The sequence below is a fragment of the Aquicoccus sp. genome, from assembly GCF_041686535.1.
Lineage (GTDB): Bacteria > Pseudomonadota > Alphaproteobacteria > Rhodobacterales > Rhodobacteraceae > Aquicoccus.
Genome location: NZ_JAWLDS010000012.1, coordinates 1 through 22,862, shown reverse-complemented (window position 1 = coordinate 22,862; position 22,862 = coordinate 1). Strand labels below are relative to the sequence as shown.

At 63.8% G+C, this 22,862-nt stretch carries 24 protein-coding genes; 10 read left to right on the top strand and 14 right to left on the bottom strand.

What is annotated here, in order from left to right; all coding sequences use genetic code 11:
• Positions 1–44: 44 nt before the first annotated feature.
• Positions 45–599, bottom strand: coding sequence for a DUF4168 domain-containing protein (locus tag ACESL9_RS04765; RefSeq protein ID WP_372613900.1), 555 nt, complete (start codon positions 597–599; stop codon positions 45–47).
• Here ACESL9_RS04765 and ACESL9_RS04760 point away from each other — a divergent pair.
• Together ACESL9_RS04760 and deoD are read left to right on the top strand one after the other, a co-directional pair.
• Positions 598–1,038 carry a GNAT family N-acetyltransferase gene (locus tag ACESL9_RS04760; protein ID WP_372674560.1) on the top strand — a complete coding sequence of 147 codons (441 nt, stop codon included), beginning with the start codon at positions 598–600 and terminating at the stop codon, positions 1,036–1,038. The two genes, ACESL9_RS04765 and ACESL9_RS04760, sit on opposite strands and share 2 nt — an antisense overlap.
• Positions 1,039–1,045: 7 nt before the next feature.
• Positions 1,046–1,750 carry a purine-nucleoside phosphorylase gene (gene deoD / locus ACESL9_RS04755; protein ID WP_372674559.1) on the top strand — a complete coding sequence of 235 codons (705 nt, stop codon included), beginning with the start codon at positions 1,046–1,048 and terminating at the stop codon, positions 1,748–1,750.
• A 140-nt stretch (positions 1,751–1,890) separates the two neighbouring features.
• Here deoD and ACESL9_RS04750 read toward each other — a convergent pair whose 3' ends face one another.
• The 11 genes from ACESL9_RS04750 to ACESL9_RS04700 all read right to left on the bottom strand — a co-directional run bounded on the left by ACESL9_RS04750 (position 1,891) and on the right by ACESL9_RS04700 (position 11,560).
• Complete coding sequence (locus tag ACESL9_RS04750; protein ID WP_372674558.1) at positions 1,891–2,733, bottom strand: urea carboxylase-associated family protein; 843 nt, start codon at positions 2,731–2,733, stop codon at positions 1,891–1,893.
• Positions 2,734–2,801: 68 nt separating this feature from the next.
• Positions 2,802–3,011 carry a hypothetical protein gene (locus ACESL9_RS04745; protein WP_372613892.1) on the bottom strand — a complete coding sequence of 70 codons (210 nt, stop codon included), beginning with the start codon at positions 3,009–3,011 and terminating at the stop codon, positions 2,802–2,804.
• 126 nt (positions 3,012–3,137) lie between these two features.
• Complete coding sequence (locus ACESL9_RS04740; RefSeq protein WP_372613890.1) at positions 3,138–4,280, bottom strand: WD40/YVTN/BNR-like repeat-containing protein; 1,143 nt, start codon at positions 4,278–4,280, stop codon at positions 3,138–3,140.
• 63 nt (positions 4,281–4,343) lie between these two features.
• The gene (locus tag ACESL9_RS04735; RefSeq protein ID WP_372613888.1) at positions 4,344–5,120 is read right to left on the bottom strand and encodes a succinate dehydrogenase iron-sulfur subunit; all 777 of its coding nucleotides are present in this window, start codon (positions 5,118–5,120) and stop codon (positions 4,344–4,346) included.
• A gap of 11 nt (positions 5,121–5,131) precedes the next feature.
• Complete coding sequence (gene sdhA, locus ACESL9_RS04730; protein ID WP_372613886.1) at positions 5,132–6,937, bottom strand: succinate dehydrogenase flavoprotein subunit; 1,806 nt, start codon at positions 6,935–6,937, stop codon at positions 5,132–5,134.
• Positions 6,938–6,947: 10 nt separating this feature from the next.
• Positions 6,948–7,319 carry a succinate dehydrogenase, hydrophobic membrane anchor protein gene (gene sdhD, locus ACESL9_RS04725; RefSeq protein WP_372613884.1) on the bottom strand — a complete coding sequence of 124 codons (372 nt, stop codon included), beginning with the start codon at positions 7,317–7,319 and terminating at the stop codon, positions 6,948–6,950.
• A gap of 10 nt (positions 7,320–7,329) precedes the next feature.
• Positions 7,330–7,713 (bottom strand): succinate dehydrogenase, cytochrome b556 subunit, encoded by a 384-nt coding sequence (sdhC, locus tag ACESL9_RS04720; RefSeq protein WP_372613882.1) that lies wholly within the window; start codon positions 7,711–7,713, stop codon positions 7,330–7,332.
• A 262-nt stretch (positions 7,714–7,975) separates the two neighbouring features.
• Entirely contained in the window at positions 7,976–9,007 is a 1,032-nt protein-coding gene (locus ACESL9_RS04715; RefSeq protein ID WP_372613880.1) for a MaoC family dehydratase, read from the bottom strand.
• Between the two features lie 25 nt (positions 9,008–9,032).
• Positions 9,033–9,578 carry an NnrU family protein gene (locus tag ACESL9_RS04710; protein WP_372613878.1) on the bottom strand — a complete coding sequence of 182 codons (546 nt, stop codon included), beginning with the start codon at positions 9,576–9,578 and terminating at the stop codon, positions 9,033–9,035.
• 41 nt (positions 9,579–9,619) lie between these two features.
• On the bottom strand, positions 9,620–10,462 hold the full coding sequence (locus tag ACESL9_RS04705; RefSeq protein WP_372613876.1) for an HpcH/HpaI aldolase/citrate lyase family protein: 843 nt from the start codon (positions 10,460–10,462) through the stop codon (positions 9,620–9,622).
• 342 nt (positions 10,463–10,804) lie between these two features.
• Positions 10,805–11,560 carry a sulfite exporter TauE/SafE family protein gene (locus tag ACESL9_RS04700; protein ID WP_372674557.1) on the bottom strand — a complete coding sequence of 252 codons (756 nt, stop codon included), beginning with the start codon at positions 11,558–11,560 and terminating at the stop codon, positions 10,805–10,807.
• A 162-nt stretch (positions 11,561–11,722) separates the two neighbouring features.
• Between ACESL9_RS04700 and mdh the strand changes: the two genes are divergently transcribed.
• Entirely contained in the window at positions 11,723–12,685 is a 963-nt protein-coding gene (gene mdh / locus ACESL9_RS04695; protein ID WP_372613872.1) for a malate dehydrogenase, read from the top strand.
• A gap of 52 nt (positions 12,686–12,737) precedes the next feature.
• On the opposite strand, the gene ACESL9_RS04690 is transcribed toward mdh, so the two are convergent.
• On the bottom strand, positions 12,738–13,754 hold the full coding sequence (locus tag ACESL9_RS04690; RefSeq protein ID WP_372613870.1) for a glycosyltransferase family 2 protein: 1,017 nt from the start codon (positions 13,752–13,754) through the stop codon (positions 12,738–12,740).
• 130 nt (positions 13,755–13,884) lie between these two features.
• Positions 13,885–14,988 (bottom strand): glycosyltransferase family 2 protein, encoded by a 1,104-nt coding sequence (locus ACESL9_RS04685; RefSeq protein WP_372674556.1) that lies wholly within the window; start codon positions 14,986–14,988, stop codon positions 13,885–13,887.
• 209 nt (positions 14,989–15,197) lie between these two features.
• Here ACESL9_RS04685 and sucC point away from each other — a divergent pair, with 209 nt between their 5' ends.
• Genes sucC through ACESL9_RS04650 form a run of 7 tightly spaced genes read left to right on the top strand, consistent with a single transcriptional unit; the run spans position 15,198 to position 22,814 of the window.
• On the top strand, positions 15,198–16,391 hold the full coding sequence (gene sucC, locus ACESL9_RS04680; RefSeq protein ID WP_372674555.1) for an ADP-forming succinate--CoA ligase subunit beta: 1,194 nt from the start codon (positions 15,198–15,200) through the stop codon (positions 16,389–16,391).
• Between the two features lie 4 nt (positions 16,392–16,395).
• On the top strand, positions 16,396–17,283 hold the full coding sequence (gene sucD / locus ACESL9_RS04675; RefSeq protein ID WP_372613644.1) for a succinate--CoA ligase subunit alpha: 888 nt from the start codon (positions 16,396–16,398) through the stop codon (positions 17,281–17,283).
• A gap of 17 nt (positions 17,284–17,300) precedes the next feature.
• Positions 17,301–17,804 (top strand): DUF805 domain-containing protein, encoded by a 504-nt coding sequence (locus ACESL9_RS04670; protein ID WP_372613645.1) that lies wholly within the window; start codon positions 17,301–17,303, stop codon positions 17,802–17,804.
• A gap of 5 nt (positions 17,805–17,809) precedes the next feature.
• A complete protein-coding gene (locus ACESL9_RS04665; RefSeq protein ID WP_372613647.1) occupies positions 17,810–20,776 on the top strand; it encodes a 2-oxoglutarate dehydrogenase E1 component in 2,967 nt (988 codons plus the stop codon).
• 3 nt (positions 20,777–20,779) lie between these two features.
• On the top strand, positions 20,780–22,345 hold the full coding sequence (gene odhB, locus ACESL9_RS04660) for a 2-oxoglutarate dehydrogenase complex dihydrolipoyllysine-residue succinyltransferase (RefSeq protein WP_372674554.1): 1,566 nt from the start codon (positions 20,780–20,782) through the stop codon (positions 22,343–22,345).
• Between the two features lie 5 nt (positions 22,346–22,350).
• A complete protein-coding gene (locus ACESL9_RS04655; RefSeq protein ID WP_372613651.1) occupies positions 22,351–22,611 on the top strand; it encodes a BrnT family toxin in 261 nt (86 codons plus the stop codon).
• Entirely contained in the window at positions 22,608–22,814 is a 207-nt protein-coding gene (locus tag ACESL9_RS04650; RefSeq protein WP_372613653.1) for a hypothetical protein, read from the top strand. Before ACESL9_RS04655 ends, ACESL9_RS04650 begins: the two co-directional genes overlap by 4 nt.
• Positions 22,815–22,862 lie beyond the last annotated feature (48 nt).

Here is a 22,862-nt window from a genome sequence, read left to right as displayed (position 1 = left end):
GTTGCTGCCCTTTGAAAATTCGAAAACGGCCGCTGCGCTACGGCTTACTCTTCCTGCTCGGATTGAAGCCGCGCCATGATCCGAGCATTCAGATCCTCATCCTGCCGGGCGGCTTCCGAGATGGCCAGATAGTCGTCGATCGTCAACTCCTCCACCGACTCGACGGCGGCGGCTGCTGCCGTATTGGCTTCCTCGATGATCTCGTTACGCTCGGTCTCATCCTCGGTGGCTTGAATCTTGGGCATGTACTCGTTCTGCACATCCTGCACCGCGAGCGCTGCATCAACAAAAGCGTTCACCTGCGTCTCGGTGACGTCTTCGGCGGCGATGCTCGGCACTTCGCTTTGTTGGGCAACGACCGGCGTGGAAAAACCAAGCGCGATGGCGGCGATGGCAGTCAGGAATTTCGGTTTGAGTTTCAACAGTCTTCTCCATTTTTGCGCATGTCTCCCCGGCTTGGGGACAGGACAGAGTTGGAGCATCGGAACGGGAAATTCAAACAGGCAGGCGGAAAAATGCCCATCGCCATCTGCCTTTGACCATTGCTCCCGCACCACCCGGTGGGCAAAGTGAAGCGACATAACGTGGAGAACCGCCATGGACACCGTCATCAGCCCCCTGAGCCCCGCCGACGAGCACGATTGGCGCCGTCTCTGGACCGGGTATCTGGAATTTTACGAAACCGCAGTCCCGGAAGAAGTTTACCAGACGACTTTCGCCCGCCTTTGCGACCCCGATCATCCACCTCAGAACGGGCTGATCGCGCGGCAGGACGGGCGCGCGGTGGGGCTCGTGCACTACATTTTCCATCCGCACAATTGGCGGGTCGAAGATGTGTGTTATCTGCAAGATCTGTACGCTGACCCGGATGTGCGCGGAACCGGTGTCGGACGCAAGCTGATCGAGGCGGTCTATGCCGCGGCAGATGCCAATGACACCCCTTCGGTCTATTGGATGACGCAGGATTTCAACGAAACGGCGCGGCGGCTTTACGACCGGATCGCCACCCTCACGCCATTCATCAAGTACCAGAGGTAAGCGCCGCATGACCATCCATATCGGTGCGAAACCGGGCGAGATCGCCGAGACCGTTCTCATGCCAGGCGATCCGTTGCGCGCCAAATGGGCCGCCGAGAGGTTTCTGGACGACCCCAAAACTGTCAATGAAACCCGGGGGATGCTGGGGTTGACCGGAACCTGGCGGGGCCAGCGCGTTACCATTCAGGGGTCGGGCATGGGGATGCCGAGCCTGTCGATCTATGCCAATGAGCTGATCCGCGATTTCGGGGCGAAAACGCTGATCCGCATCGGCTCTTGCGGGGCGATGCAGGACAGTGTGAACCTCCACGACCTGGTGATCGCGATGACGGCGAGCAGCATTTCGACACCGTCGCGCGGTATTTTCCGAGAGCTGCAATTCGCTCCCTGCGCCGATCATGGCCTGCTGGAACGCGCGGTCGCGGCAGCGCGGGCCCGGGGGGTGTCGCCGCATGTAGGCGGCATCTATTCGGCGGATGCGTTCTATGACGAACGTCCTGATCTCAATGAAGAAATGACGCGCCACGGTCTCCTTGCGGTCGAGATGGAAGCGGCTGAACTTTACACCGTCTCGGCGCGGTTCGGGGTGCGGGCCTTGGCGGTGCTGACCGTCTCGGACCACCTCTTGCGCCAGGAAGCGCTCTCCAGCGCCGAGCGCGAGCGCAGCTTTGGCGACATGGTGGAGATCGCCCTGGAAGCGGCCTTCGACTGACCCCACCGTTCGCTGCGGTTAACGGCACATATTACGCCAGTTTCGGGGGGTGACTCCCGGCTGCCGCCCGGCTGCCATCCGGCTGCCGGGGTATGCCGGGTATTTTTCACGATAAACTTGGTTAACCCGGCGCGCGCCGGTCAGCGCCCGTGGCTGCGATCATAGCCGTTGACCGGCGGCGAGGTCCACCCATCCAGCGCGCCCGGCTGCGGGGCAAAGACCTCGACCAGGAGCGGGTGACAGGCGGCCGCATCCGAGGAATGCTCGGACGAGCAATCGCCCCCCGGACAGGCCGACAACGCGCCCAGAAGGTCGATCTCGGCGAAGAAGTCGAGATGATCGCCGGGCCGCACCGGCGACGCCTTCATGAAATATTGCCCGGTGTCGCGGGTGAAGCCGGTGCACATGAAGACGTTGAGCACGTCGTGCACATGCGGTTCGGCCTCGTGCACGGTCATGCCGGTTTCGTCGGCCAGCGCGCGGGTCAGGTTCGAATGACAGCAATGGTGATACTGGGTGCCCGAGAGCAGGTTGCCGGTATAGGGATCGCACCGCGTGCCGATCACGTCATGGACCGATCCGCCATACTTGTCGATCCCATACCATGAAAGCGTGTCCTCGATGATGGTGGCCATCGGGCGCAGATGCGGGAAGGACGACCACATCCGCTCGCCCGTTGCCAGATGCGTGCCATGCAGCGCGCGGGACTTGCCCGAGTAGAAGCGTTCGGAAAGGTCATGCGCGTTCCACAGGTTGAGGTCGCCCACCTGTGGCCCCTCGACCGAGGAAATGCGAAAGACATGCCCGGCGGGCACGCGGAAGGCCCGGGCATCGCGCGGCGGCACCAGCACCTCGCCGGCCTTGTCGGCGCCGTCCCGCGCCGCGCGGTAGAGCGCGAGATCGGGCGCGGGCAGGCTGTCGTTGGGATAGCAGATCACGGGCGCGATGGCGCGGCGGGCATCGGCGTCGGCGGGCGGGTGCATGGCGGTCCTCCGGTTCGGTTTCACGCGACATTCGGACATGCGGACCCAAATCGCAACCAGGCACGATATCAACGCCCGTGCGGCGCGTCCGGACGCAGGCAGACGCGTGGCGGGTTGCCGTCGGACGTGGTCGTGCGTGCACCGCAGGCCATGCAGCGAAAGTCGCGCTTGCCGTCATCGTCCATGCCCTGCGCACGCCAGCGGCAATGGCGCATGGCGCGGTTGGAAAAGATCAGGATCAGAATGAAGGCCAGGATCAGGCCGACAACGATGATCATTCAGGGCCTCTTGCAGCGGGCAGGCGTGGAACCCGTTCCATAACGCGCGCATCAATTGGAGAAAAGGCGGCGGCATGAACTCTGCCGTCACAGCCAGCGCGCTGGTCCTCGCGATCCGGAGCCAGTTCAACGGGTCGTCACTTCGACCGAGAGGATCGTGGGCAGGTGGCGGGCGATTTCGGACCAGGTTTCGCCCGCGTCGAAACTGGCAAAGAGCGAGCCGGTGTTGGTACCGAAATAGACGCCCGCCGGATCGGCCCGGTCGGTCGCCATGGCCTGCCTGAGAACCGTGAAGAAACAGGACTCGCCCGGCAGGCCGGCGCGCTTGTCGCTCCATGTCTCGCCGCCGTCGGTCGATTTCCAGACCGCCGCGCGGGCGTCCGGGGGAAACCGACCCGCCATGTCGCCATTGAGGGGGATCACCCAGAGCGAGTGCGGATCGGAGGGATGCACCGCGATCGGAAATCCGAATGTCGAGGGCAGGCCGGTGCCAATGTCATCCCAATGGCGCCCGTCATCGCGTGACCGCCATGTGCCGTGGTGGTTCTGCTGGTAGATCGTGCCATCGGCGGCACGGGCCATGTTGTGCACGCAATGGCCGATCTCGCCCCCGGAGGGTGCGGCGGGGTGGTCATGCGTCGCCTGCGCCGCCGCGTTTGACAACCGGTTGCGCCGATCCCAGCTTGCGCCGCCATCCTCGGTTGCGAAGACGCCCGCGGCGGAAATGCCCAGCCACATCCGCGCCGGATCGTCAGGGACGGTAAGGATCGTGTGCAGTGTCAGCCCTGCCGCGCCGGGGTTCCAGTCGTCACGGCCGGGAAACTCCGCCAAGGCCGCGTTGCGTTCCCATGTCCTGCCGTTGTCGCGGCTCACGTAGAGGTTCGCGGGCTTGGCACCGGCATAGAGCGCGCCACGGGCATGATGCAGCGACCAGATCGCGTCGATCTCGCCAGGGAAGGGGAAATCCTTGGGCTCCCAGCCGATCATCGCGGCGAGGTCGGAATCACTGGCCGCCCATTCATCGACAAGCCCGCCCGCGAGATGCGACAGGGTCCAGTTTTGCCCGCCATCGTCCGAGTGCCAGACCCCGGCGCCATGCCATTCGCCGCCACCCGCCGCCCAGATCGAACCGGACACGGGGTCGCCGAGCACATGATTGATCGGCCAGCCGTCGCAATGCGGACCGGAGACGCGCCAATCGGCCCGTTCACCGGATGAGGTGATCAGAAAGGCCCCCTTGGTGGTGCCGAGGCATATGGTGGTTTCCATCGTGCAATCCTCCCTCGCGGGAAGGTTAGCACGGACTCGCGATCCCGTCGCCCCGAGCGGCGGTCACACCACGCGGTTGACCATCATGCGCTTGATCTCGGCAATCGACTTGGCCGGGTTCAGGCCCTTGGGGCAGGTCTTGGTGCAGTTCATGATGGTGTGGCAGCGGTAGAGCTTGAACGGATCTTCGAGATCGTCGAGCCGTTCGCCCGTGGCCTCGTCGCGGGAATCGATGATCCAGCGATAGGCATGCAGGAGCGCGGCCGGGCCGAGATACTTGTCGCCATTCCACCAGTAAGACGGGCAGGAGGTCGAACAGCACGCGCACATCACGCATTCATAGAGCCCGTCGAGTTTCTCGCGATCCTCGATCGACTGTTTCCACTCTTTCGCGGGGCGGTTGGTCTTGGTTTCCAGCCACGGCATGATGCTGGCATGCTGGGCATAGAAATGCGTGAGGTCGGGAATGAGATCCTTGACCACCGGCATGTGCGGAAGCGGATAGATCTTCACGTCGCCCTTGACCTCGTCCATGCCATAGATGCAGGCCAGCGTGTTGATCCCGTCGATATTCATCGCGCAGGAGCCGCAGATCCCCTCGCGGCACGAGCGGCGGAAGGTCAGCGTCGGGTCGATATTGTTCTTGATGTAGATCAGCGCATCCAGAACCATCGGCCCGCAATCGTCGAGATCGACGAAATAGGTATCGATCTGCGGATTCTTGCCGTCATCGGGGTTCCACCGATAGATCTGGAACTTGCGCACGTTCTTGCCCTCGGGCTTTGGCCAGGTCTTGCCAGTGGTCATGCGACTGTTCTTTGGTAGAGTCAGTTGAACCATTGTCGGTCTCCTTAGAACGTCCGCGCCTTGGGCGCGATTTTCTTGATCGCGATGCCGCCCTCTTTCTCGGTGGTGAGCGGATCCTTGATCACGTCGCGATAGGAAAGCGTCACCTCGGCGCCATCGACCCGCGCGATGCTGTGCACACGCCAGTTCTTGTCGTCGCGCTCGGGGTGATCCTCGTGCGCGTGGGCACCGCGGCTTTCCTTGCGGGCCTCGGCACTGACGATGGTGGCCATCGCGTTGGGCATGAGGTTGGTCAGTTCCAGCGTCTCCATCAGGTCGCTGTTCCACACCAGGCTTCGGTCGGTAACCGAAAGGTCATCCACCTTGCCGGCGATGGAGATCATCTTTTCGACCCCGTCGGAGAGGGTCTTGGCGGCGCGGAACACGGCAGCGTCGGATTGCATGGTCTTTTGCATCTCGAGCCGCAATTCGGCGGTCGGGACGCTACCCTTGGCATGGCGCAGCCCGTCGAACCGGTCGAACGCCTTGTCCACCGATGCCGTGTTGAGGGCTGGGTTGGCGGATTCAGCATCGACCACCTTGCCCGCGCGGATCGCGGCGGCACGGCCAAAGACCACGAGGTCGATGAGAGAGTTGGAGCCAAGCCGGTTGGCGCCATGCACCGAGGCACAGGCGGCCTCGCCCACGGCCATGAGGCCGGGCACCACTGCATTGGGATCGCTCTTGGTGGGGTTGAGCACCTCGCCCCAGTAATTCGTGGGGATGCCGCCCATGTTGTAATGCACCGTGGGCAGCACAGGGATCGGTTCCTTGGTGACATCGACGCCGGCAAAGATGCGCGCGCTTTCCGAGATTCCGGGCAGGCGCAGTTGCAGCGCGTCGGCGGGCAGGTGGCTGAGGTTGAGGTGGATGTGATCGCCCTCGGGGCCGACGCCGCGGCCCTCGCGGATTTCCATGGTCATCGAGCGGCTGACATAGTCGCGCGGGGCGAGATCCTTGTACTGGGGCGCATAACGCTCCATGAAGCGTTCGCCCTCGGAATTGGTGAGGTATCCGCCCTCGCCGCGAGCGCCCTCGGTGATGAGACAGCCCGCGCCATAGATGCCGGTGGGGTGGAACTGCACGAATTCCATGTCCTGAAGCGGCAGGCCCGCGCGCGCCACCATGCCGTTGCCGTCGCCGGTGCAGGTATGGGCCGAGGTCGCGCTGAAATAGGCGCGGCCATAGCCGCCGGTGGCCAGCACGACCATCTTGGCGTTGAACACATGCATGGTGCCGTCATCGAGTTTCCAGCACACCACGCCGGTGCAGGCGCCGTCGTCGCTCATGACGAGGTCGATGGCGAAATACTCTACATAGAACTCGGCCTTCTCCTTGAGGCTTTGTCCGTAGAGCGTGTGCAGGATCGCGTGGCCGGTGCGGTCGGCGGCGGCACAGGTGCGTTGCACCGCGGGGCCTTCGCCGAACTCGGTGGTGTGGCCACCAAAAGGACGTTGATAGATCTTGCCCTCTTCGGTGCGCGAGAAGGGCACGCCGTAATGCTCCAACTCGTACACGGCCTTGGGCGCCTCGCGGGCAAGGTATTCCATCGCGTCGGTGTCGCCCAGGTAGTCAGACCCTTTGACGGTATCGAACATGTGCCATTGCCAGTGGTCGGGACCCATGTTCGACAGAGAGGCGGCGATACCGCCCTGCGCCGCGACAGTATGCGAGCGGGTCGGGAAGACCTTGGTCACGCAGGCGGTGCGCAAACCCTGCTCGGCCATGCCCAGCGTGGCACGCAGGCCCGCGCCACCGGCGCCGACCACGACCACGTCATATTCATGTGTTTCGTATTCGTAAGCAGCCATGGTCAATCCTTCAAAGTGCGATCTTGGCGAGCGCGTAAAGCCCGGTGGCGATGATGGTCCAGCTCAGGCCCACCACGAGCATGATCAGCGCCTTGCGCAGGGTGCCCTGCCAGTAATCCTCGATCATCATCTTGGCGCCGTTCTTGAAATGCATCATCCCCACCAGCAGGGTGAGCGCGGTCAGGATTGCCGGGAAGGGGCGCGCGAACGTGGCCAGCACCTCTTCGCGTGTGCCGCCCAGCGCGCTGCCGAAGACGATCAGGAAGGTGGGCACCAGGAAGGCCAGGCCGACGGAACTGACGGTCATGTACCAGTGATGTTCGGTGCCGGTATGCGCGGCCCCCTTGCCTTCGGCGCGTTTGCGGTCGGTCAGGTAACGCATGGCTCGGCCCTCACACGATCAGGATGGTGATGACGGTCAGGACGACCGACCCGACGAGACAGGCGATGCCCAGCTTCTCGGCGGTTTCGATCTCGAGCCCATGGCCCGCGTCGAAATAGAGATGCCGCAGCCCGGCAAGGTAATGATACCAGATGCCCAGCAGCGAGAGCGTCATCACCAGGTCGCCGAACCAGGAGGTCATCACCGCGTTGGCGGTGGCGAAAGACGCATCCGACACCGCCGCCGCGAGCAGCCACCAGACCACGAGGATCACGGCGACGATGAGCGCATTGCCTGTGATCCGCGTCAGGATCGAGGTGATCGAGGTGAGCTGCGGGCGGTAAATCTGGATATGCGGGCTGAGCGGGCGTTCGACGGGTTTTGTCTCGGCCATGGGCGATCCCCCTGTTGTTCGGTTTGCACACGTCAGTATACGTGCGATGCCTGCCACATGATTAAAACGGATTGCAGGGCGGTGTCACGGGTGTTTGACATGTGACGCGACGGTTTTGGGTAAATTCCTCGAAGAATCCGACTATTTGTGATCACGGAAATATTCGTGTGATCACAAATAAGCTTGATGCATTAAATCCGCACAAGTCGCCCCCATGCTCCGGTGCGTCGAGTCTGATTTGTGATCACATATGTGAATGCCGTCAAACCGGCATCAACGCCCAGTAGTCGAGATCGAGCAGGACGCCCGGACGGTATTTGCCATCCGCGCCCTTCAATTCGCCCACCGACCCGTCCGAGGTGGCCACAAGCCGCAGGCGGATCGCGCCGACACCCGGCGCGGGTGTCTCGGCCTTGTCGAGCACTTCGGACCATGCCTTGACCGTCAGTCCGGCAAAGCACGGGTTGGCATGTGCCCCGCCGTTCAGCCCCGCGATCATCTGCGCATTGGCCAGCCCGTTGAACGACAGCGCGCGGGCCATCGAGATCACGTGCCCGCCATAGATGAGCCGCTGGCCATCGGGGCGGAAGGTGGCATCGAAATGCACCTTGGCGGTGTTCTGCCACAGGCGCGTGGCGATCATGTGCTCGGCCTCCTCGATGGTGACGCCGTCCACATGGTCGATCACCTCGCCCACCGCGTAGTCGCCACAGCGATGCGCCTCGCCCGCGAGCGCGAAATCGTAGCCCGTGAAATCAAGCCCCTCGGGGACCGCCAGATCGGCAGCATCCAGCGCCGGTTTGAGGTCGGGCACCACGGTTTCGGGCGCGGGGGCATCCGTATCGTTCTTGCGCACCATCACCCAGCGCACATAGCTCAGCACCGGCTCGTCCATCTGGTTGAGCCCGGTGGTGCGCACCCAGACGACACCGGATTTGCCGTTGGAGTTCTGCTTGAGGCCGATCACCTCGGACACCGAACGCAGCGTGTCGCCGGGATAGACGGGCCTGAGCCAGCGCCCTTCGGCATAGCCGAGATTGGCCACCGCGTTGAGCGAGATGTCGGGCACGGTCTTGCCGAACACCACGTGGAACGCGGCGAGGTCATCCAGCGGGCTGCCCTCCAGCCCGCATTCAGCCGCGAACACGTCCGACGAGTAAAGCGCGTGCCGCGCCGGGTAGAGCGCGTGGTAGAGCGCGCGCTCGCCCTCGCCCACGGTGCGCGGGACGGCGTGATCGATCACCTCGCCCAGTCTGTAATCCTCGAAGAACCGGCCCGGATTGGTCTTGGCCATATGCGCACACTCCTGATTTTGCGGATCACCCGAAGGGGTAATAGCCCAGCCACGCATGGATGAGCGAAATCACCCCGAACACGACGACGGTGCCGACGAGGGCGCCGACTTCCTTGCCCATCGGTGCGGGGGCGGGTTTCTGCCATTCGGTCTGGCGGTTGATCAGGATCACCTCGACCACCGCCCAGGCCAGCAGCCCGCCAAAGAGGATGAACGACGGCAGATCGCCATTGACCAGCAGATGCCCCAGTGCCCATGCCTTGACCGCCGTCAGCTGCGGGTGGCGGATGATCCGTGCGGCGCGGGTTTTCATCCCCGAGGCGGCAAAGAGATAGACCGAGACCAGCATCAACAGGTTGTTGATCCCCGTCATCATCGGCGAGCGGCCCCAGAAGATCGTGCCGGGGTCGGCCGCGCGATAACCGACCACCATGAGCACCAGCGACACCAGAAGCGCCAGCGCCACGCCGCCCTTGGCCCTGTCGCCCATCGCGGCACGGCGAGCCGGGGCAAGACGCTTGAAGAGATGGGCAAGCGACCACAGAAGGACGCCGAGGATCAGAAGGGTCATGGGGATGCCTTTTCGTTCGGAACGGTGGGTTGGCCCCCACCCTACAATGAGGCGATCGAACTGGCCATCGAAAGCACCTTTTTCGCAGTCTCGACATGCAGGTTCTCGACGATCTTGCCATCGACCACGGCGACCCCCTGCCCGGTGCGCTCGACTTCCTCGAAGGCTTCGATCTGGCGGCGGGCGAGGTCGATCTCGGCCTCGGACGGCGAAAAGACGGCGTTGGTCACGTCGACCTGCGCGGGGTGGATGAGGGTCTTGCCGTCAAAGCCCAGGTCGCGGCCCTGTTCGCATTCGGTGCGCAGGCCCTCGTCGTCCTTGAACTGGTTATAGACGCCATCGACCGCCACGACCCCATGCGCTCGCGCCGCCAGCAGCATCATCTGGAGCGCGCCCATCAGCGGCAGACGGTCGGCCCGGGCGCGGCAGTTGAGCTCCTTGGCGAGGTCGTTGGTCCCCGCGACGAACCCGTGCACCTGCGGATGCGCGGCCACCTCCATCGCGTTCCAGGCGCCGTGGCAGGTCTCCATCATCGCCCAGATCGGCATCTTGCCCACCAGGTCGCCCAGCGCCTGCACGTCGAGCGCGTTGTTGACCTTTGGCAAGAGGATGGCATCGGCCTCCATCTCCTTGACCGCCAGCGCATCCTCGCGGCCCCATTGGGTATCGAGCGCGTTGATCCGCACGATCCTTGCCCGGTTGCCATAGCCGCCCTCCTTGAGCGCCTTGGCCAGCGTGGCGCGGGCCTCGACCTTGGCATCTGGTGTCACCGCGTCCTCAAGATCAAAGATGATCGCATCCACCGGCAGCCCCCGCGCCTTGTCGAGCGCGCGCTCTTTCGAGCCGGGGATGTAGAGGACGGAACGGTAGGGGCGCACGGTCATGGGATTCTCCGGTAATATTGTTGCGGATAGAGCATTTTTTGCTCGAAATGTTCAAGAGATTTCTCGCCGCAGCGCAGAAGAGGCGGGCGCGGCAGAACGCAACGGCAAGGAAGCGCACGGCCGCGGTCGGGTGCGCACGGCATATGCGGCAGGCACTTTATCTCTCCGCGTCATCCCTTGCCTCGCACGGCGCACACCCCGTCCAAAGCACCCGGTCACGCCGAAGGCGTGCCTCCGGCACGTCGGGGCGGCCGTGTGCTACCCGGGCGGCTGCGCCGCTGTTCCGGGTGACGCCAAAGGGCGCATCACTGTCACCTGACAGCTTCTTTCAGGGATGTCGGTTCAAGTCAGCCCGTCCCAAACGAGCTTGGCCCCCGTCACGGACAGGAGTACATAGGTGAGGCCAAAGAACACCCGTTCGGGAATGGCGAAATGCGCACGCACCCCCAGCCATGTGCCGAAAAGCGCGAACGGCGCCAGCCACAGGTCGGCCCAGAGGGTTTCGGCGGTGAAGATGCCCAGCATCCCGTAAGGCGCGGCCTTGAGGACGTTGTTGGCCCAGAACACGATCACGGTGGTGGCCTGGAACTCGGTCTTGCCGGGGCGCTTCGACAAGAGGTAGACCGCCGCCGCAGGCCCCCCGGCATGGGCCACGAAACTGGTGAACCCCGCCGCCAGCCCGGCCACCAACCCACCCCAGAGCGGTATGGGCCGCCCCGCCACGGGAATTTTCCCGGCCCGCCCGGCGATCTGCCAGGCCACGAACAAGAGCGCGATCCCGCCGATCAAGAGCCGCAGATGGTCGGCATCGGCCACCGTGTAGAAGGCCGCGCCAAGCACCACGCCGGGCAGCGAGCCAAGGATCAGCACGAGCGCGTCATGCGTGTTCCAGCGTTTCCAATAGGGTTTGAGCGTGGCCAGGTCGATCAGCATCAGGAGCGGCAACATGACCCCGATGGCCGCCCCCGGCTCCATCACCAGCGCCAGAATCGCCGCCGAGGCAAAGGCCGCGCCCGAGCCGAAACCGCCCTTGGATATGCCCGCGAAAACAACCGCTGGGCCGGCGATGGCAAAAAAGCTCAGGTCCAGTGGCGGCACGGGATGGTCCTCGTTAAATTACGGTTTCCCAACCTCTTTAACCTTTCACGCACGGGCGCGACAGGCCGACATGACCGCCGCGTCACGACGTGGAACCCTTGCAGTGCGCGCCGGATCGGCTTAGGCAGTCGCGAAATTGGCAACCACCCGGAGTGAAACCAAATGGCCAGACCCAAAATCGCACTGATCGGCGCAGGCATGATCGGCGGCACCCTTGCCCATATGGCGGCAATGAAAGAGCTGGGCGATATCATCCTGTTCGACATCGCCGAGGGCATCCCCGAAGGCAAGGCGCTCGACATCGCGGAATCCGGCCCCTCGGAAGGGTTCGACGTGAAGCTCAAGGGCACGCAGGATTATGCCGATATCGCGGGCGCCGATGTGTGCATCGTCACCGCCGGTGTGCCGCGCAAGCCGGGGATGAGCCGCGATGACCTTCTGGGTATCAACCTCAAGGTCATGAAGGCCGTGGGCGAAGGCATCAAGGCCAATGCACCGGACGCGTTCGTGATCTGCATCACCAACCCGCTCGATGCGATGGTCTGGGCGCTGCGCGAGTTCTCGGGCCTGCCGCATGAGAAGGTCTGCGGCATGGCGGGCGTTCTCGACTCGGCCCGGTTCCGGCATTTCCTGTCCGAGGAATTCAAGGTCTCGATGCGCGATGTCACCGCCTTCGTGCTGGGCGGGCACGGCGACACGATGGTCCCGCTCACGCGCTATTCCACCGTTGCGGGCATCCCCCTGCCCGACCTTGTCAAGATGGGCTGGACCACGCAGGACAAGCTCGACGCGATCGTGCAGCGCACCCGTGACGGCGGCGCCGAGATCGTCGGCCTTCTGAAAACCGGCAGCGCCTATTACGCCCCGGCCACCAGCGCGATCGAAATGGCAATCTCCTATCTCAAGGATCAAAAGCGCGTGCTGCCCTGCGCGGCCCATGTCGATGGCCCCTACGGGCTCGAAGGGTTTTACGTGGGCGTGCCCACGGTGATCGGCGCGGGCGGGGTCGAGCGGGTGATCGACATCAAGCTCACCAAGGACGAGCAGGCGATGTTCGACAAGTCGGTCGATGCCGTGAAGGGTCTTGTGAAGGCCTGCAAGGAGATCGACAGCTCGCTGGCGTGAATGCCGTGAAATGATGTATGAGGGGCCCGCTGCGACCGCTGCGGGCCCCTTTTCATCGGCCGCTCTCCTGCGCGGCGGCCGGGGCCCGGTCAAAGCTGCGCGCGGAAAGGTCCAGGCTGTCTGCCAGCCCGAAATGCGCCAGTCCCGCCCTCGGATCGATCGCCGCATCCTCGATCAGGCCCAGGGCGCGCAACGTCCGTTCCCCGGACTTTGAAAGCACTTTCATACGGCGATGAAAGGCCAGCAAGGCCGCGTCATCGTGCATGTGAGCGTCGAAAAACTCCAGCAGGCGCCTGCGGGCCTGCGCCCGCCTCATATCCCCCTCCGGCCGCTTGAGCGTGCAATAGCGTTTCACCTTTTCGATCCAGTGGCGCTCTGTCAGGCCGTCGAAATGCAGCAACACCGCGCTGCTGGCGGTGATGCGCCGCGGGCGCTCCATGCGGCGGCCCTCCGTTCGCATGGGGCGCGGGCGATGAATGCCCATGATCAACCCCTCCCGCCCTGTCCGGACGAGGCACTTTCCGACCGCATGTCCGAAAAAGCCGCCATCGGCATAGCGGGCCAGGTCACCCAGCACATGCTGCTGATTGCCGAAGCGCGCCTTGTAATGCTTGCGAAACACGCCGGAGAACAGGTCCGGATCGGTGTCGCGTTCCAGGTAAACGCGCTCGCGCACGTCCAGGTGCACGAGCGAGAACGCCTCCGGCACATGCGCCAGCTCGATGCCAAGCTCTCGCGTGCAACTGATGAACTCGTCACCATCGAGATGGGCCAGCCAATCCGCATCGGATCTGCGATAGGCATCGGCCGCGTTCTCGATCTGTCGTGCCTCCACCGGCTTGGGTCGCGCGCCACCGGTCAGGCGTTTCCAATGGGCATCGTCACACAGTGTCACATCGCAGCCGGGCACCTGTTCCAGGCGCGCCTTGAGGTCCGGATCGGGGCGATCGAGGTAAAGATGAATCCGATGCGCGCCGAGCAGGGCGTGATGCGCGGCAAAGGCCAAGAGCGGCTCGGGGCGTTCCGCCACCGTCGCCACGACGGACCATCTTGCCGGCGTTGCCTGCATTCCTCACCTCTCGTCGTGTTGCTTGCCTTGCGCGAACTGTCCCATGGTCATCTTTCATTTTCCACCGCGAATCCACATCCCGGGCAGGGTCGGGCGGGTCACCGGGGGCGCGCCGCGCCCGCCTTGATGGTCAGCCGGGCCACCGGCCGACCAGCTCCGCAAGGCGCGGATTGGGACTGTTTTCATGCGCCCGGCGCAAATCGGCGTCAAAGCGCGCTGCCGACAGGTCGGGCACATCTTCGAGCACCCGCGCGATGACCGGCGCCGGATCGAAAGGCGCGGTGTCGCACAATCCCAGCGCGGCCAGCCGCGCCTTCTGCGCGGGCGCAAGAACCTGCACCCGCTCGTAAAGCGCCCGCACCGCGGCGATATCCCCTGCATCGCGAAGCGCGGCCACCTGCCGCATCCGGTGCGGTCCGTTCATCCCGGCCTGAACCTCGGCCGCGTGTTCACCGTAGCGCAGGAGCTTGACCAACCAGTGCAGCGGCGTCAGCCCGTCGAAATGCAGCAGCTCCACCGCCTGTGCCTTCAGCGCAGAATGGGCGGGCAGAGGGTCTGTCTTGCCCGCGCGGGGCCGGTGAATGCGGATCTGGTAGTCGAACCCGGTGGGTGTGAACGCCTTGCCGCTGGCATGGCTGCACATCCCGCCATCGAGGAAATCCGCCGCCTCGCCGTAAAGCGCGCGATGCAGGCGCGGCGGCACCCGCGCGGGGCGGCGAAACACCCCGTCGAACAGCCCCACCTGCGCTGCATCGCGGGGCATGACCCGCTCGGCCGGGGGCACCGAGACATACCCGAACCCACGCGGAAAGGCGGCCAGTTCCGCGTGCATCGCCGCAACACCGCGCATCGGACGCAAGAATTCGTCGGCATCGAGATGAATCAGCCAGTCGACATCGGCCAGGCGATAGGCATGGGTCGCATTGAGTCCCTGCCGCCGGTTCTGCCCCTCGGGGCGCCGCCGCGCCAGGCGTTGCCAATGATCCGTGTCGCAGAGGGTCAATCGCACGCCGGGCAACGCGGCCAGCGTTTCGGCTGCCCGATCGTCCGGGTCGTCGAGATAGACATGCGCCTCGCCCGCGCCGAGGCCAAGGTGATAGGCCACGTTCGCCAGCACCAGGTTGCCCGGCTCGCGCGCGGTCATCACGATGCCCCAGCCTGGCGCGCTCATCCCCGCCACGGTGCCGCCGCTTTCATCGGCCCGCCCTTTCCAGCCTGCGACGAAAGGTTCCATATCAATCGGTGCAAGTCCAGCGTGCCGGGATGATTCTCTTTCCGCAACCTGAGAAACGGTGCATGTCTCATTTTGTGATCACAGCCGGAAATCGTGTGATCACAAAATGTAAAAATTCTGCGAAATTCCATGTATCATTCGATTTGCACTTAGGTTTCGGAAAAGCATATGCCACTAGGAAGGGCAACGTAAACCACACAGGTGAGCCGATGAACATTCACGAATATCAGGCCAAGGCGCTGTTGCGCTCTTATGGTGCGCCGGTCAGCGACGGGCGCGTGGTGACCCGGGCCGAAGAGGCCAAGACCGCCGCGGGCGAAATGGACGGACCGCTCTGGGTGGTCAAGGCACAGATCCACGCGGGCGGCCGCGGCAAGGGCAGCTTCAAGGAGGCCGATGCCGGCGAAAAGGGCGGTGTGCGCCTTGCCAAGTCCGTGGAGGAGGCCGAGCTTGAAGCCAAGCGGATGCTGGGCCGCACGCTGGTCACCAAACAGACCGGCCCGGCGGGCAAGCAGGTCAACCGCATCTATATCGAGGACGGCTCGGACATCGAGAAGGAATTCTACCTCGCCCTTCTGGTCGACCGGCAAACCAGCCGCGTCTCCTTCGTCGCCTCGACCGAGGGCGGCATGGATATCGAGGAAGTCGCCGAAAGCACGCCCGAGAAAATCCTGAGCTTCTCGGTCGATCCGGCCACCGGCTATCAGCCGTTCCATGGCCGCCGCATCGCCTTCATGCTGGGTCTGACCGGCGCGCAGGTGAAACAATGCGTCGCGCTGATGGGCACGCTCTACAAGCTCTTCATCGAAAAAGATGTCGAGATGCTTGAGATCAACCCGCTGATCCTCACCGACAAGGGCGATCTCAAATGCCTCGATGCCAAGATGGGGTTCGACGGCAACGCGATCTATCGCCACCCCGACATCGCCGACCTGCGCGACACGACCGAGGAAGACCCCAAGGAGCTTGAGGCCAGCAAATACGACCTCAACTATATCGCGCTCGACGGTGAAATCGGCTGCATGGTGAACGGTGCGGGCCTTGCCATGGCGACGATGGACATCATCAAGCTTTACGGCGCCGAGCCTGCCAACTTCCTCGACGTGGGCGGTGGTGCGACCAAGGACAAGGTGACCGAGGCGTTCAAGATCATCACCAGCGATCCGCAGGTCAAGGGCATCCTCGTCAACATCTTCGGCGGCATCATGCGCTGTGACGTGATCGCCGAGGGCGTGATCGCCGCGGTGAAGGAGGTCGGCCTCAAGGTGCCGCTCGTGGTGCGGCTCGAAGGCACCAATGTCGAGAAGGGCAAGGAGATCATCAAGAATTCCGGCCTCGACGTGATCGCCGCCGACGACCTCAAGGACGGCGCGGAAAAGATCGTGAAAGCGGTGAAGGGATAAGAAAATGGCAGTTCTCATCGACGAAAATACCAATGTCATCTGTCAGGGCTTCACCGGCTCGCAGGGCACGTTCCATTCCGAACAGGCCATCGCCTATGGCACCAAGATGGTCGGCGGCGTGACGCCGGGCAAGGGCGGGCAGACGCATCTCGACCTGCCCGTGTTCAACAGCGTTCACGAAGCGCGCCACGAGACCGACGCCAACGCCACCGTGATCTACGTGCCGCCGCCCTTTGCCGCGGATTCGATCCTCGAGGCGATCGACGCGCAGATGGAGGTGATCGTCTGCATCACCGAGGGCATTCCGGTGCTCGACATGATGAAGGTCAAGCGCGCGCTGGAAGACAGCACATCGGTCCTGATCGGCCCCAACTGCCCCGGCGTGATCACGCCCGACGCCTGCAAGATCGGCATCATGCCCGGCCATATCCACAAGCGCGGCTCCTGCGGGGTGGTTTCGCGTTCGGGCACGCTCACCTACGAGGCGGTCAAGCAGACCACAGACGTGGGGCTGGGCCAATCGACCTGCGTGGGTATCGGCGGCGATCCGATCAAGGGAACCGAGCATATCGACGTGCTGGAATGGTTCCTCGCCGATGACGAGACGCAAAGCATCATCATGATCGGCGAGATCGGCGGATCGGCCGAGGAAGAGGCCGCGCAATTCCTGAAAGACGAGGCCAGGAAGGGCCGCAAGAAACCGGTCGCGGGCTTCATCGCCGGGCGCACCGCCCCCCCGGGCCGTCGCATGGGCCACGCGGGCGCCATCGTCGCCGGTGGCAAGGGCGGCGCCGACGACAAGATCGAGGCCATGCGCAGCGCCGGGATCGTGGTCGCCGACAGCCCTGCCCAGCTTGGTGAGGCGATGTTAGCCGCGATCGACAAGGGCTGATCGGGAAAGTGCCGGCGATGGATTTCCAGACCAGCGTGAAAACCTGCCTGATGCAGAAATACGTCGCTTTTTCGGGCCGCGCGGCGCGCCCTGAATTCTGGTGGTTCGCGCTGTTCGTGTTCCTTGGCGGGTTGGTCTTTGGCGTGCTTGATGCGCTGGTGTTCGGCACATCCACAGAGCCGGACCCGCACGGCCAGGCGACACGCATCTTCGCGCCCCTGTTTCAGCTTGCCACCCTGCTGCCATTCCTGGCCGTGGGGTGGCGCAGAATGCACGACACCGGGCGCCCCGGCTGGTGGCTGCTCCTGCCTGTCCTTGTGTCTTTTGGACTTGGCCTCATCTTTACCGGCGGCATGCTGGGGATGATGTCACACGGGGCGATGCCGATGCCGGGCTTCGGACTGGGCGGATTTGCGGTGATCTGGCTGATCCAGATCGCCCTGTTCATTCTTGTCGTCTGGTGGCTGACCCGCCCCAGCCAACCCGGCCCCAATGATTACGGTCCTCAACCCACGAGGTAATCGCCATGACCGAACATTCCCCCAATGACCAGTTTCGTGCCTCCTCCTTCATGCAGGGGCACAATGCCGAGTATCTCGAACAGCTTTACGCGCGATATACCGATGACCCCGGATCGGTCGATGAAGGCTGGATCGAGTTCTTCAAGCAGATGGGCGATACCGAAAAAGACGTGCAGGCCGAGGCCAAGGGGCCAAGCTGGGCGCGCCGTGACTGGCCGCCCATGCCGCAGGACGATCTGACCGGTGCCTTGACCGGCGACTGGGCGCCGCTGCCCGACGAGATGGAAACCGCCGCCGAGAAGATCCGCGACAAGGCCAGCGCCGCGGGTGTCGAGGTCACCGACGAGGCGATCAAGCGTGCCGTGCTCGATTCGATCCGCGCGCTGATGATCATCCGCGCCTATCGCATCCGCGGCCACCTCGTGGCCGATCTCGACCCGCTGGGCATGCGCAGCCAGACCCCGCATCCCGAGCTTGACCCGAAATCCTACGGTTTCACCGAGGCCGACATGGACCGGCCGATCTTCATCGACAAGGTCCTGGGGCTCGATTTCGCCACGATGCGCGAGATCATCGACATCGTGAAGCGCACCTATTGCGGCACCTTTGCGCTGCAATACATGCATATCTCCGATCCCGAACAGGCCGGCTGGCTCAAGGAGCGGATCGAGGGCTATGGCAAGGAGATCGCCTTTACCAAGAACGGGCGCAAGGCGATCCTCAACAAGCTTGTCGAGGCCGAGGGCTTCGAGAAGTTCCTGCATGTCAAGTACATGGGCACCAAGCGGTTCGGACTTGACGGGGGCGAGGCGCTCATTCCCGCGATGGAGCAGATCATCAAGCGCGGCGGCAGCCTCGGCGCCAAGGAAGTCGTGATCGGCATGCCCCACCGCGGCCGGCTCTCGGTGCTGGCCAACGTGATGGGCAAACCCTATCGCGCCATTTTCAACGAGTTCCAGGGCGGCAGCTTCAAACCCGACGAGGTCGATGGGTCGGGCGATGTGAAGTACCACCTCGGCGCCAGTTCCGACCGCGAGTTCGACGGCAACACCGTGCACCTGTCGCTCACCGCCAACCCCTCGCATCTCGAAGCGGTCAACCCGGTGGTGCTGGGCAAGGTCCGCGCCAAGCAGGACCAGTTGAGCGATGAGAAGCGCAGTCAGGTTATCCCGGTGCTTTTGCATGGCGATGCGGCCTTTGCCGGTCAGGGCGTGGTTGCCGAATGTTTCGGGCTTTCGGGCCTCAAGGGGCACAAGACGGGCGGCACGATCCATATCATCGTCAACAACCAGATCGGGTTTACCACCGCGCCGCACCTGTCGCGCTCGTCGCCCTATCCCACCGATATCGCGCTGATGGTCGAGGCGCCCATCTTCCACGTCAACGGCGACGATCCCGAGGCGGTGGTCCACGCCGCCAAGGTCGCGACCGAGTTCCGCCAGAAGTTCCACAAGGACGTGGTCATCGACGTGTTCTGCTATCGCCGCTTCGGTCATAACGAGGGCGACGAGCCGATGTTCACCAACCCGGTGATGTACAAGCGGATCAAGACGCACAAGACCACGCTCAGCCTCTATACCGACCGCCTGGTTCAGGACGGGCTGATTCCCGAGGGCGAGATCGAGGACATGAAGGCCGCATTCCAGGCCTATCTCAACGACGAGTTCGAGGCCGGCAAGGATTACAAGCCCAACAAGGCCGACTGGCTCGATGGCCGCTGGAGCCATCTCGACAAGCGTGACGCCGACGAATACCAGCGCGGCGAAACCGCGATCAAGACCGAGACGATGGAAGAGGTGGGGCACGCGCTGACCCGCGCGCCCGAAGGCTTCCCGCTGCACCGGACGGTTTCACGCCTGCTCGACGCCAAGCGCGAGATGTTCGAAACCGGGCACGGCTTCGACTGGGCCACGAGCGAGGCGCTGGCCTTCGGCTCGCTGCTGACCGAAGGATACCCGGTGCGCCTGTCCGGCCAGGACAGCACCCGCGGAACGTTCAGCCAGCGCCATTCCGGCCTGATCGATCAGGAAACCGAGGATCGCTATTTCCCGCTCAACAACATCCGCGAGGGCCAGGCGCAATACGAGGTCATCGACTCGATGCTCTCGGAATACGCGGTGCTGGGGTTCGAATACGGCTACAGCCTCGCCGAACCCAACGCACTCACCCTGTGGGAGGCGCAGTTCGGCGATTTCGCCAACGGTGCGCAGATCATGTTCGACCAGTTCATCAGTTCGGGTGAAAGCAAGTGGCTGCGCATGTCGGGGCTGACCGTCCTTTTGCCGCATGGCTACGAGGGCCAGGGGCCCGAGCACTCCTCGGCCCGGCTTGAGCGGTTCCTGCAAATGTGCGGCGGCGACAACTGGATCGTGGCCAATTGCACCACGCCAGCCAACTATTTCCACATCCTGCGGAGGCAATTGCACCGCTCGTTCCGCAAGCCGCTCATCCTGATGACGCCGAAATCGCTGCTCCGGCACAAGCTGGCGGTCTCGAACGCCGAGGATTTCACCATCGGGTCAAGCTTTCACCGCGTGCTCTGGGACGACGCCGAGAAGGGCCATTCCGACACCAGGCTGGTGGCCGATGACAAGGTTCGCCGCGTGGTGATGTGTTCGGGCAAGGTCTATTACGACCTGCTCGAAGCGCGCGACGAGGCCGGGATCGACGACATCTACCTGCTCAGGATCGAGCAGTTCTACCCCTTCCCCGCGATGAGCCTCGTGAAAGAGCTCGAACGGTTCAAGAAGGCCGAAATGATCTGGTGCCAGGAAGAACCCAAGAACCAGGGCGCCTGGAGCTTCATCGAACCCAATATCGAATGGGTGCTGGGCCGCATCAAGGCCAAGCACGAACGCCCCGCCTATGTCGGGCGCCCCGCCGCGGCCTCGCCCGCAACGGGCTTGGCAAAACAGCACAAGGCACAACAGGACGCGCTGGTCAAAGACGCGCTCAATCTGGAAGGGAACTGATACATGGCAACCGAAGTCCGCGTGCCCACCCTGGGCGAAAGCGTCACCGAAGCCACCGTCGCCACCTGGTTCAAGCAACCCGGCGATACCGTCACGGTGGATGAAATGCTGTGCGAACTGGAAACCGACAAGGTCACGGTCGAGGTGCCCTCGCCCGCCGCCGGAACGCTGGGCGAGATCGTCGCCGCCGAGGGCGACACCGTGGGGGTGGATGCGCTCCTGGCGATGATCTCGGAAAGCGGCGAGGCAACGCCCGAAAAGCCGAAGTCCGAAGACAAACCCGCCAAGGAAGACAAACCCGCCAAGCCCGCCAAGGCCCCCGCGAAAAGCGACGGTGACACCGTCGATGTGATGGTCCCGGCCCTTGGGGAAAGCGTGAGCGAGGCCACCGTCTCGACCTGGTTCAAGAAGGTCGGCGACAGCGTCGCGCAGGACGAGATGCTCTGCGAGCTGGAAACCGACAAGGTCTCGGTCGAGGTGCCCGCACCGGCCGCCGGCGTTCTGGCCGAGATCCTCGCCGAAGAGGGCAGCACGGTCGAGGCCAGCGCCAAACTGGCCCGGATCAGCGGCTCGGCCGATGGCACCGTCGAACCCGGGTTGCGTCCGGGCGCCGAAGAGGCGCAGGAAAGCGGCGATGACGAAGCCACCGGAAAGGATGTCGAGAACGCCCCTTCGGCCGAAAAGATGATGGCCGAGGCCGGGCTCGACCCCTCGCAGGTCAAGGGCACGGGCCGCGACGGGCGGATCATGAAGGAAGACGTGCAAAAGGCCATTGCCGCAGGCACGTCCGATGCCCGCACCAGCACCCCGGCGCCCGAGCCCAAACCCGCCACCAGCACGCAGCGCGCGCCGGTGGCGGCCGATGATGCCGCGCGCGAGGAACGGGTCAAGATGACCCGACTGCGCCAGACCATTGCCCGCCGCCTCAAGGACGCGCAGAACACCGCCGCGATCCTGACCACCTATAACGAGGTCGACATGGGCGCGGTGATGGACCTGCGCAACACCTACAAGGACGAGTTCGAGAAGAAACACGGCGTGCGGCTGGGCTTCATGTCCTTCTTCACCAAGGCCTGCGTCCATGCCCTCAAGGAAGTGCCCGAGGTCAATGCCGAGATCGACGGCACCGATGTCGTCTACAAGAATTTCGTGCATATGGGCGTCGCCGCGGGCACCCCGCAGGGCCTCGTCGTGCCGGTGATCCGCGACGTGGACTCGAAATCCTTCGCCCAGATTGAGAAAGAGATCGGCGAGAAAGGCAAACGCGCCCGCGACGGCAAGCTTTCCATGGCCGAGATGCAGGGCGGCACCTTCACGCTCTCCAATGGCGGCGTCTATGGCTCGCTCATGTCATCGCCCATCCTCAACCCGCCGCAATCGGGCATCCTCGGCATGCACAAGATCCAGGAGCGCCCCATGGTCGTGAAAGGCGAGATCGTGATCCGCCCGATGATGTATCTCGCCCTCAGCTACGATCACCGCATCGTCGACGGCAAGGGCGCCGTGACCTTCCTCGTGCGCGTGAAAGAGGCGCTGGAAGACCCGCGGCGGTTGCTGATGGATTTGTAAGGCAGGTGACTTCCCTACTTTATGAATGGGACATCGAAAAGGCCGCACAAAACCTGGCCAAGCACGGTGTCCCCTTCGAGGCTGTTGAGAATTTCGACTGGAGCACAGCGATAGAGGCCGAGGATACCCGTTATGACTATGGCGAAACGCGCATGCAGGCCCTTGGCATGATCGGACAGAGATACCACGTTCTTGTCTATGCTTGGCGCAAGGACCGCATCCGCGTAATATCGCTGCGCAAGGCCAACCGGAGGGAAATTCCATGACCGCCCGCCCCAAACCGCCCGAGAACTACGACGATAACCCGCCGCTTGACACGGATTTCTTTGCCCGCGCCCGCCCCGCCGCCCCCGGCGAGGCCGCCCGCCTGCGTGCCGTCCTGAAGCGGATCGTCAAGGCGCATGAGGAAGGGCGTTCTCTCGATGAGGAAATCGCCAAGGCGCGCGAGACATTGACGGCGGTGGAATGAGGCGCTTGCGTAGATATCAATGACCCCCGAACTCACCGCCCTCACCCT

What these genes read in the sequence shown, in the direction of transcription:
- ACESL9_RS04685 (WP_372674556.1), bottom strand. Translation starts at nt 14,988, where the DNA reads ATGGAACCTTTCGTCGCAGGCTGGAAAGGGCGGGCCGATGAAAGCGGC.
- ACESL9_RS04690 (WP_372613870.1), bottom strand. Translation starts at nt 13,754, where the DNA reads ATGCAGGCAACGCCGGCAAGATGGTCCGTCGTGGCGACGGTGGCGGAA.
- ACESL9_RS04670 (WP_372613645.1), top strand. Translation starts at nt 17,301, where the DNA reads ATGGATTTCCAGACCAGCGTGAAAACCTGCCTGATGCAGAAATACGTC.
- ACESL9_RS04650 (WP_372613653.1), top strand. Translation starts at nt 22,608, where the DNA reads ATGACCGCCCGCCCCAAACCGCCCGAGAACTACGACGATAACCCGCCG.
- odhB (WP_372674554.1), top strand. Translation starts at nt 20,780, where the DNA reads ATGGCAACCGAAGTCCGCGTGCCCACCCTGGGCGAAAGCGTCACCGAA.
- ACESL9_RS04705 (WP_372613876.1), bottom strand. Translation starts at nt 10,462, where the DNA reads ATGACCGTGCGCCCCTACCGTTCCGTCCTCTACATCCCCGGCTCGAAA.
- ACESL9_RS04735 (WP_372613888.1), bottom strand. Translation starts at nt 5,120, where the DNA reads ATGGTTCAACTGACTCTACCAAAGAACAGTCGCATGACCACTGGCAAG.
- ACESL9_RS04740 (WP_372613890.1), bottom strand. Translation starts at nt 4,280, where the DNA reads ATGGAAACCACCATATGCCTCGGCACCACCAAGGGGGCCTTTCTGATC.
- sdhA (WP_372613886.1), bottom strand. Translation starts at nt 6,937, where the DNA reads ATGGCTGCTTACGAATACGAAACACATGAATATGACGTGGTCGTGGTC.
- sdhC (WP_372613882.1), bottom strand. Translation starts at nt 7,713, where the DNA reads ATGGCCGAGACAAAACCCGTCGAACGCCCGCTCAGCCCGCATATCCAG.
- ACESL9_RS04750 (WP_372674558.1), bottom strand. Translation starts at nt 2,733, where the DNA reads ATGCACCCGCCCGCCGACGCCGATGCCCGCCGCGCCATCGCGCCCGTG.
- ACESL9_RS04665 (WP_372613647.1), top strand. Translation starts at nt 17,810, where the DNA reads ATGACCGAACATTCCCCCAATGACCAGTTTCGTGCCTCCTCCTTCATG.
- ACESL9_RS04760 (WP_372674560.1), top strand. Translation starts at nt 598, where the DNA reads ATGGACACCGTCATCAGCCCCCTGAGCCCCGCCGACGAGCACGATTGG.
- deoD (WP_372674559.1), top strand. Translation starts at nt 1,046, where the DNA reads ATGACCATCCATATCGGTGCGAAACCGGGCGAGATCGCCGAGACCGTT.
- mdh (WP_372613872.1), top strand. Translation starts at nt 11,723, where the DNA reads ATGGCCAGACCCAAAATCGCACTGATCGGCGCAGGCATGATCGGCGGC.
- sucD (WP_372613644.1), top strand. Translation starts at nt 16,396, where the DNA reads ATGGCAGTTCTCATCGACGAAAATACCAATGTCATCTGTCAGGGCTTC.
- sdhD (WP_372613884.1), bottom strand. Translation starts at nt 7,319, where the DNA reads ATGCGTTACCTGACCGACCGCAAACGCGCCGAAGGCAAGGGGGCCGCG.
- ACESL9_RS04710 (WP_372613878.1), bottom strand. Translation starts at nt 9,578, where the DNA reads ATGACCCTTCTGATCCTCGGCGTCCTTCTGTGGTCGCTTGCCCATCTC.
- ACESL9_RS04745 (WP_372613892.1), bottom strand. Translation starts at nt 3,011, where the DNA reads ATGATCATCGTTGTCGGCCTGATCCTGGCCTTCATTCTGATCCTGATC.
- ACESL9_RS04715 (WP_372613880.1), bottom strand. Translation starts at nt 9,007, where the DNA reads ATGGCCAAGACCAATCCGGGCCGGTTCTTCGAGGATTACAGACTGGGC.
- sucC (WP_372674555.1), top strand. Translation starts at nt 15,198, where the DNA reads ATGAACATTCACGAATATCAGGCCAAGGCGCTGTTGCGCTCTTATGGT.
- ACESL9_RS04765 (WP_372613900.1), bottom strand. Translation starts at nt 599, where the DNA reads ATGGCGGTTCTCCACGTTATGTCGCTTCACTTTGCCCACCGGGTGGTG.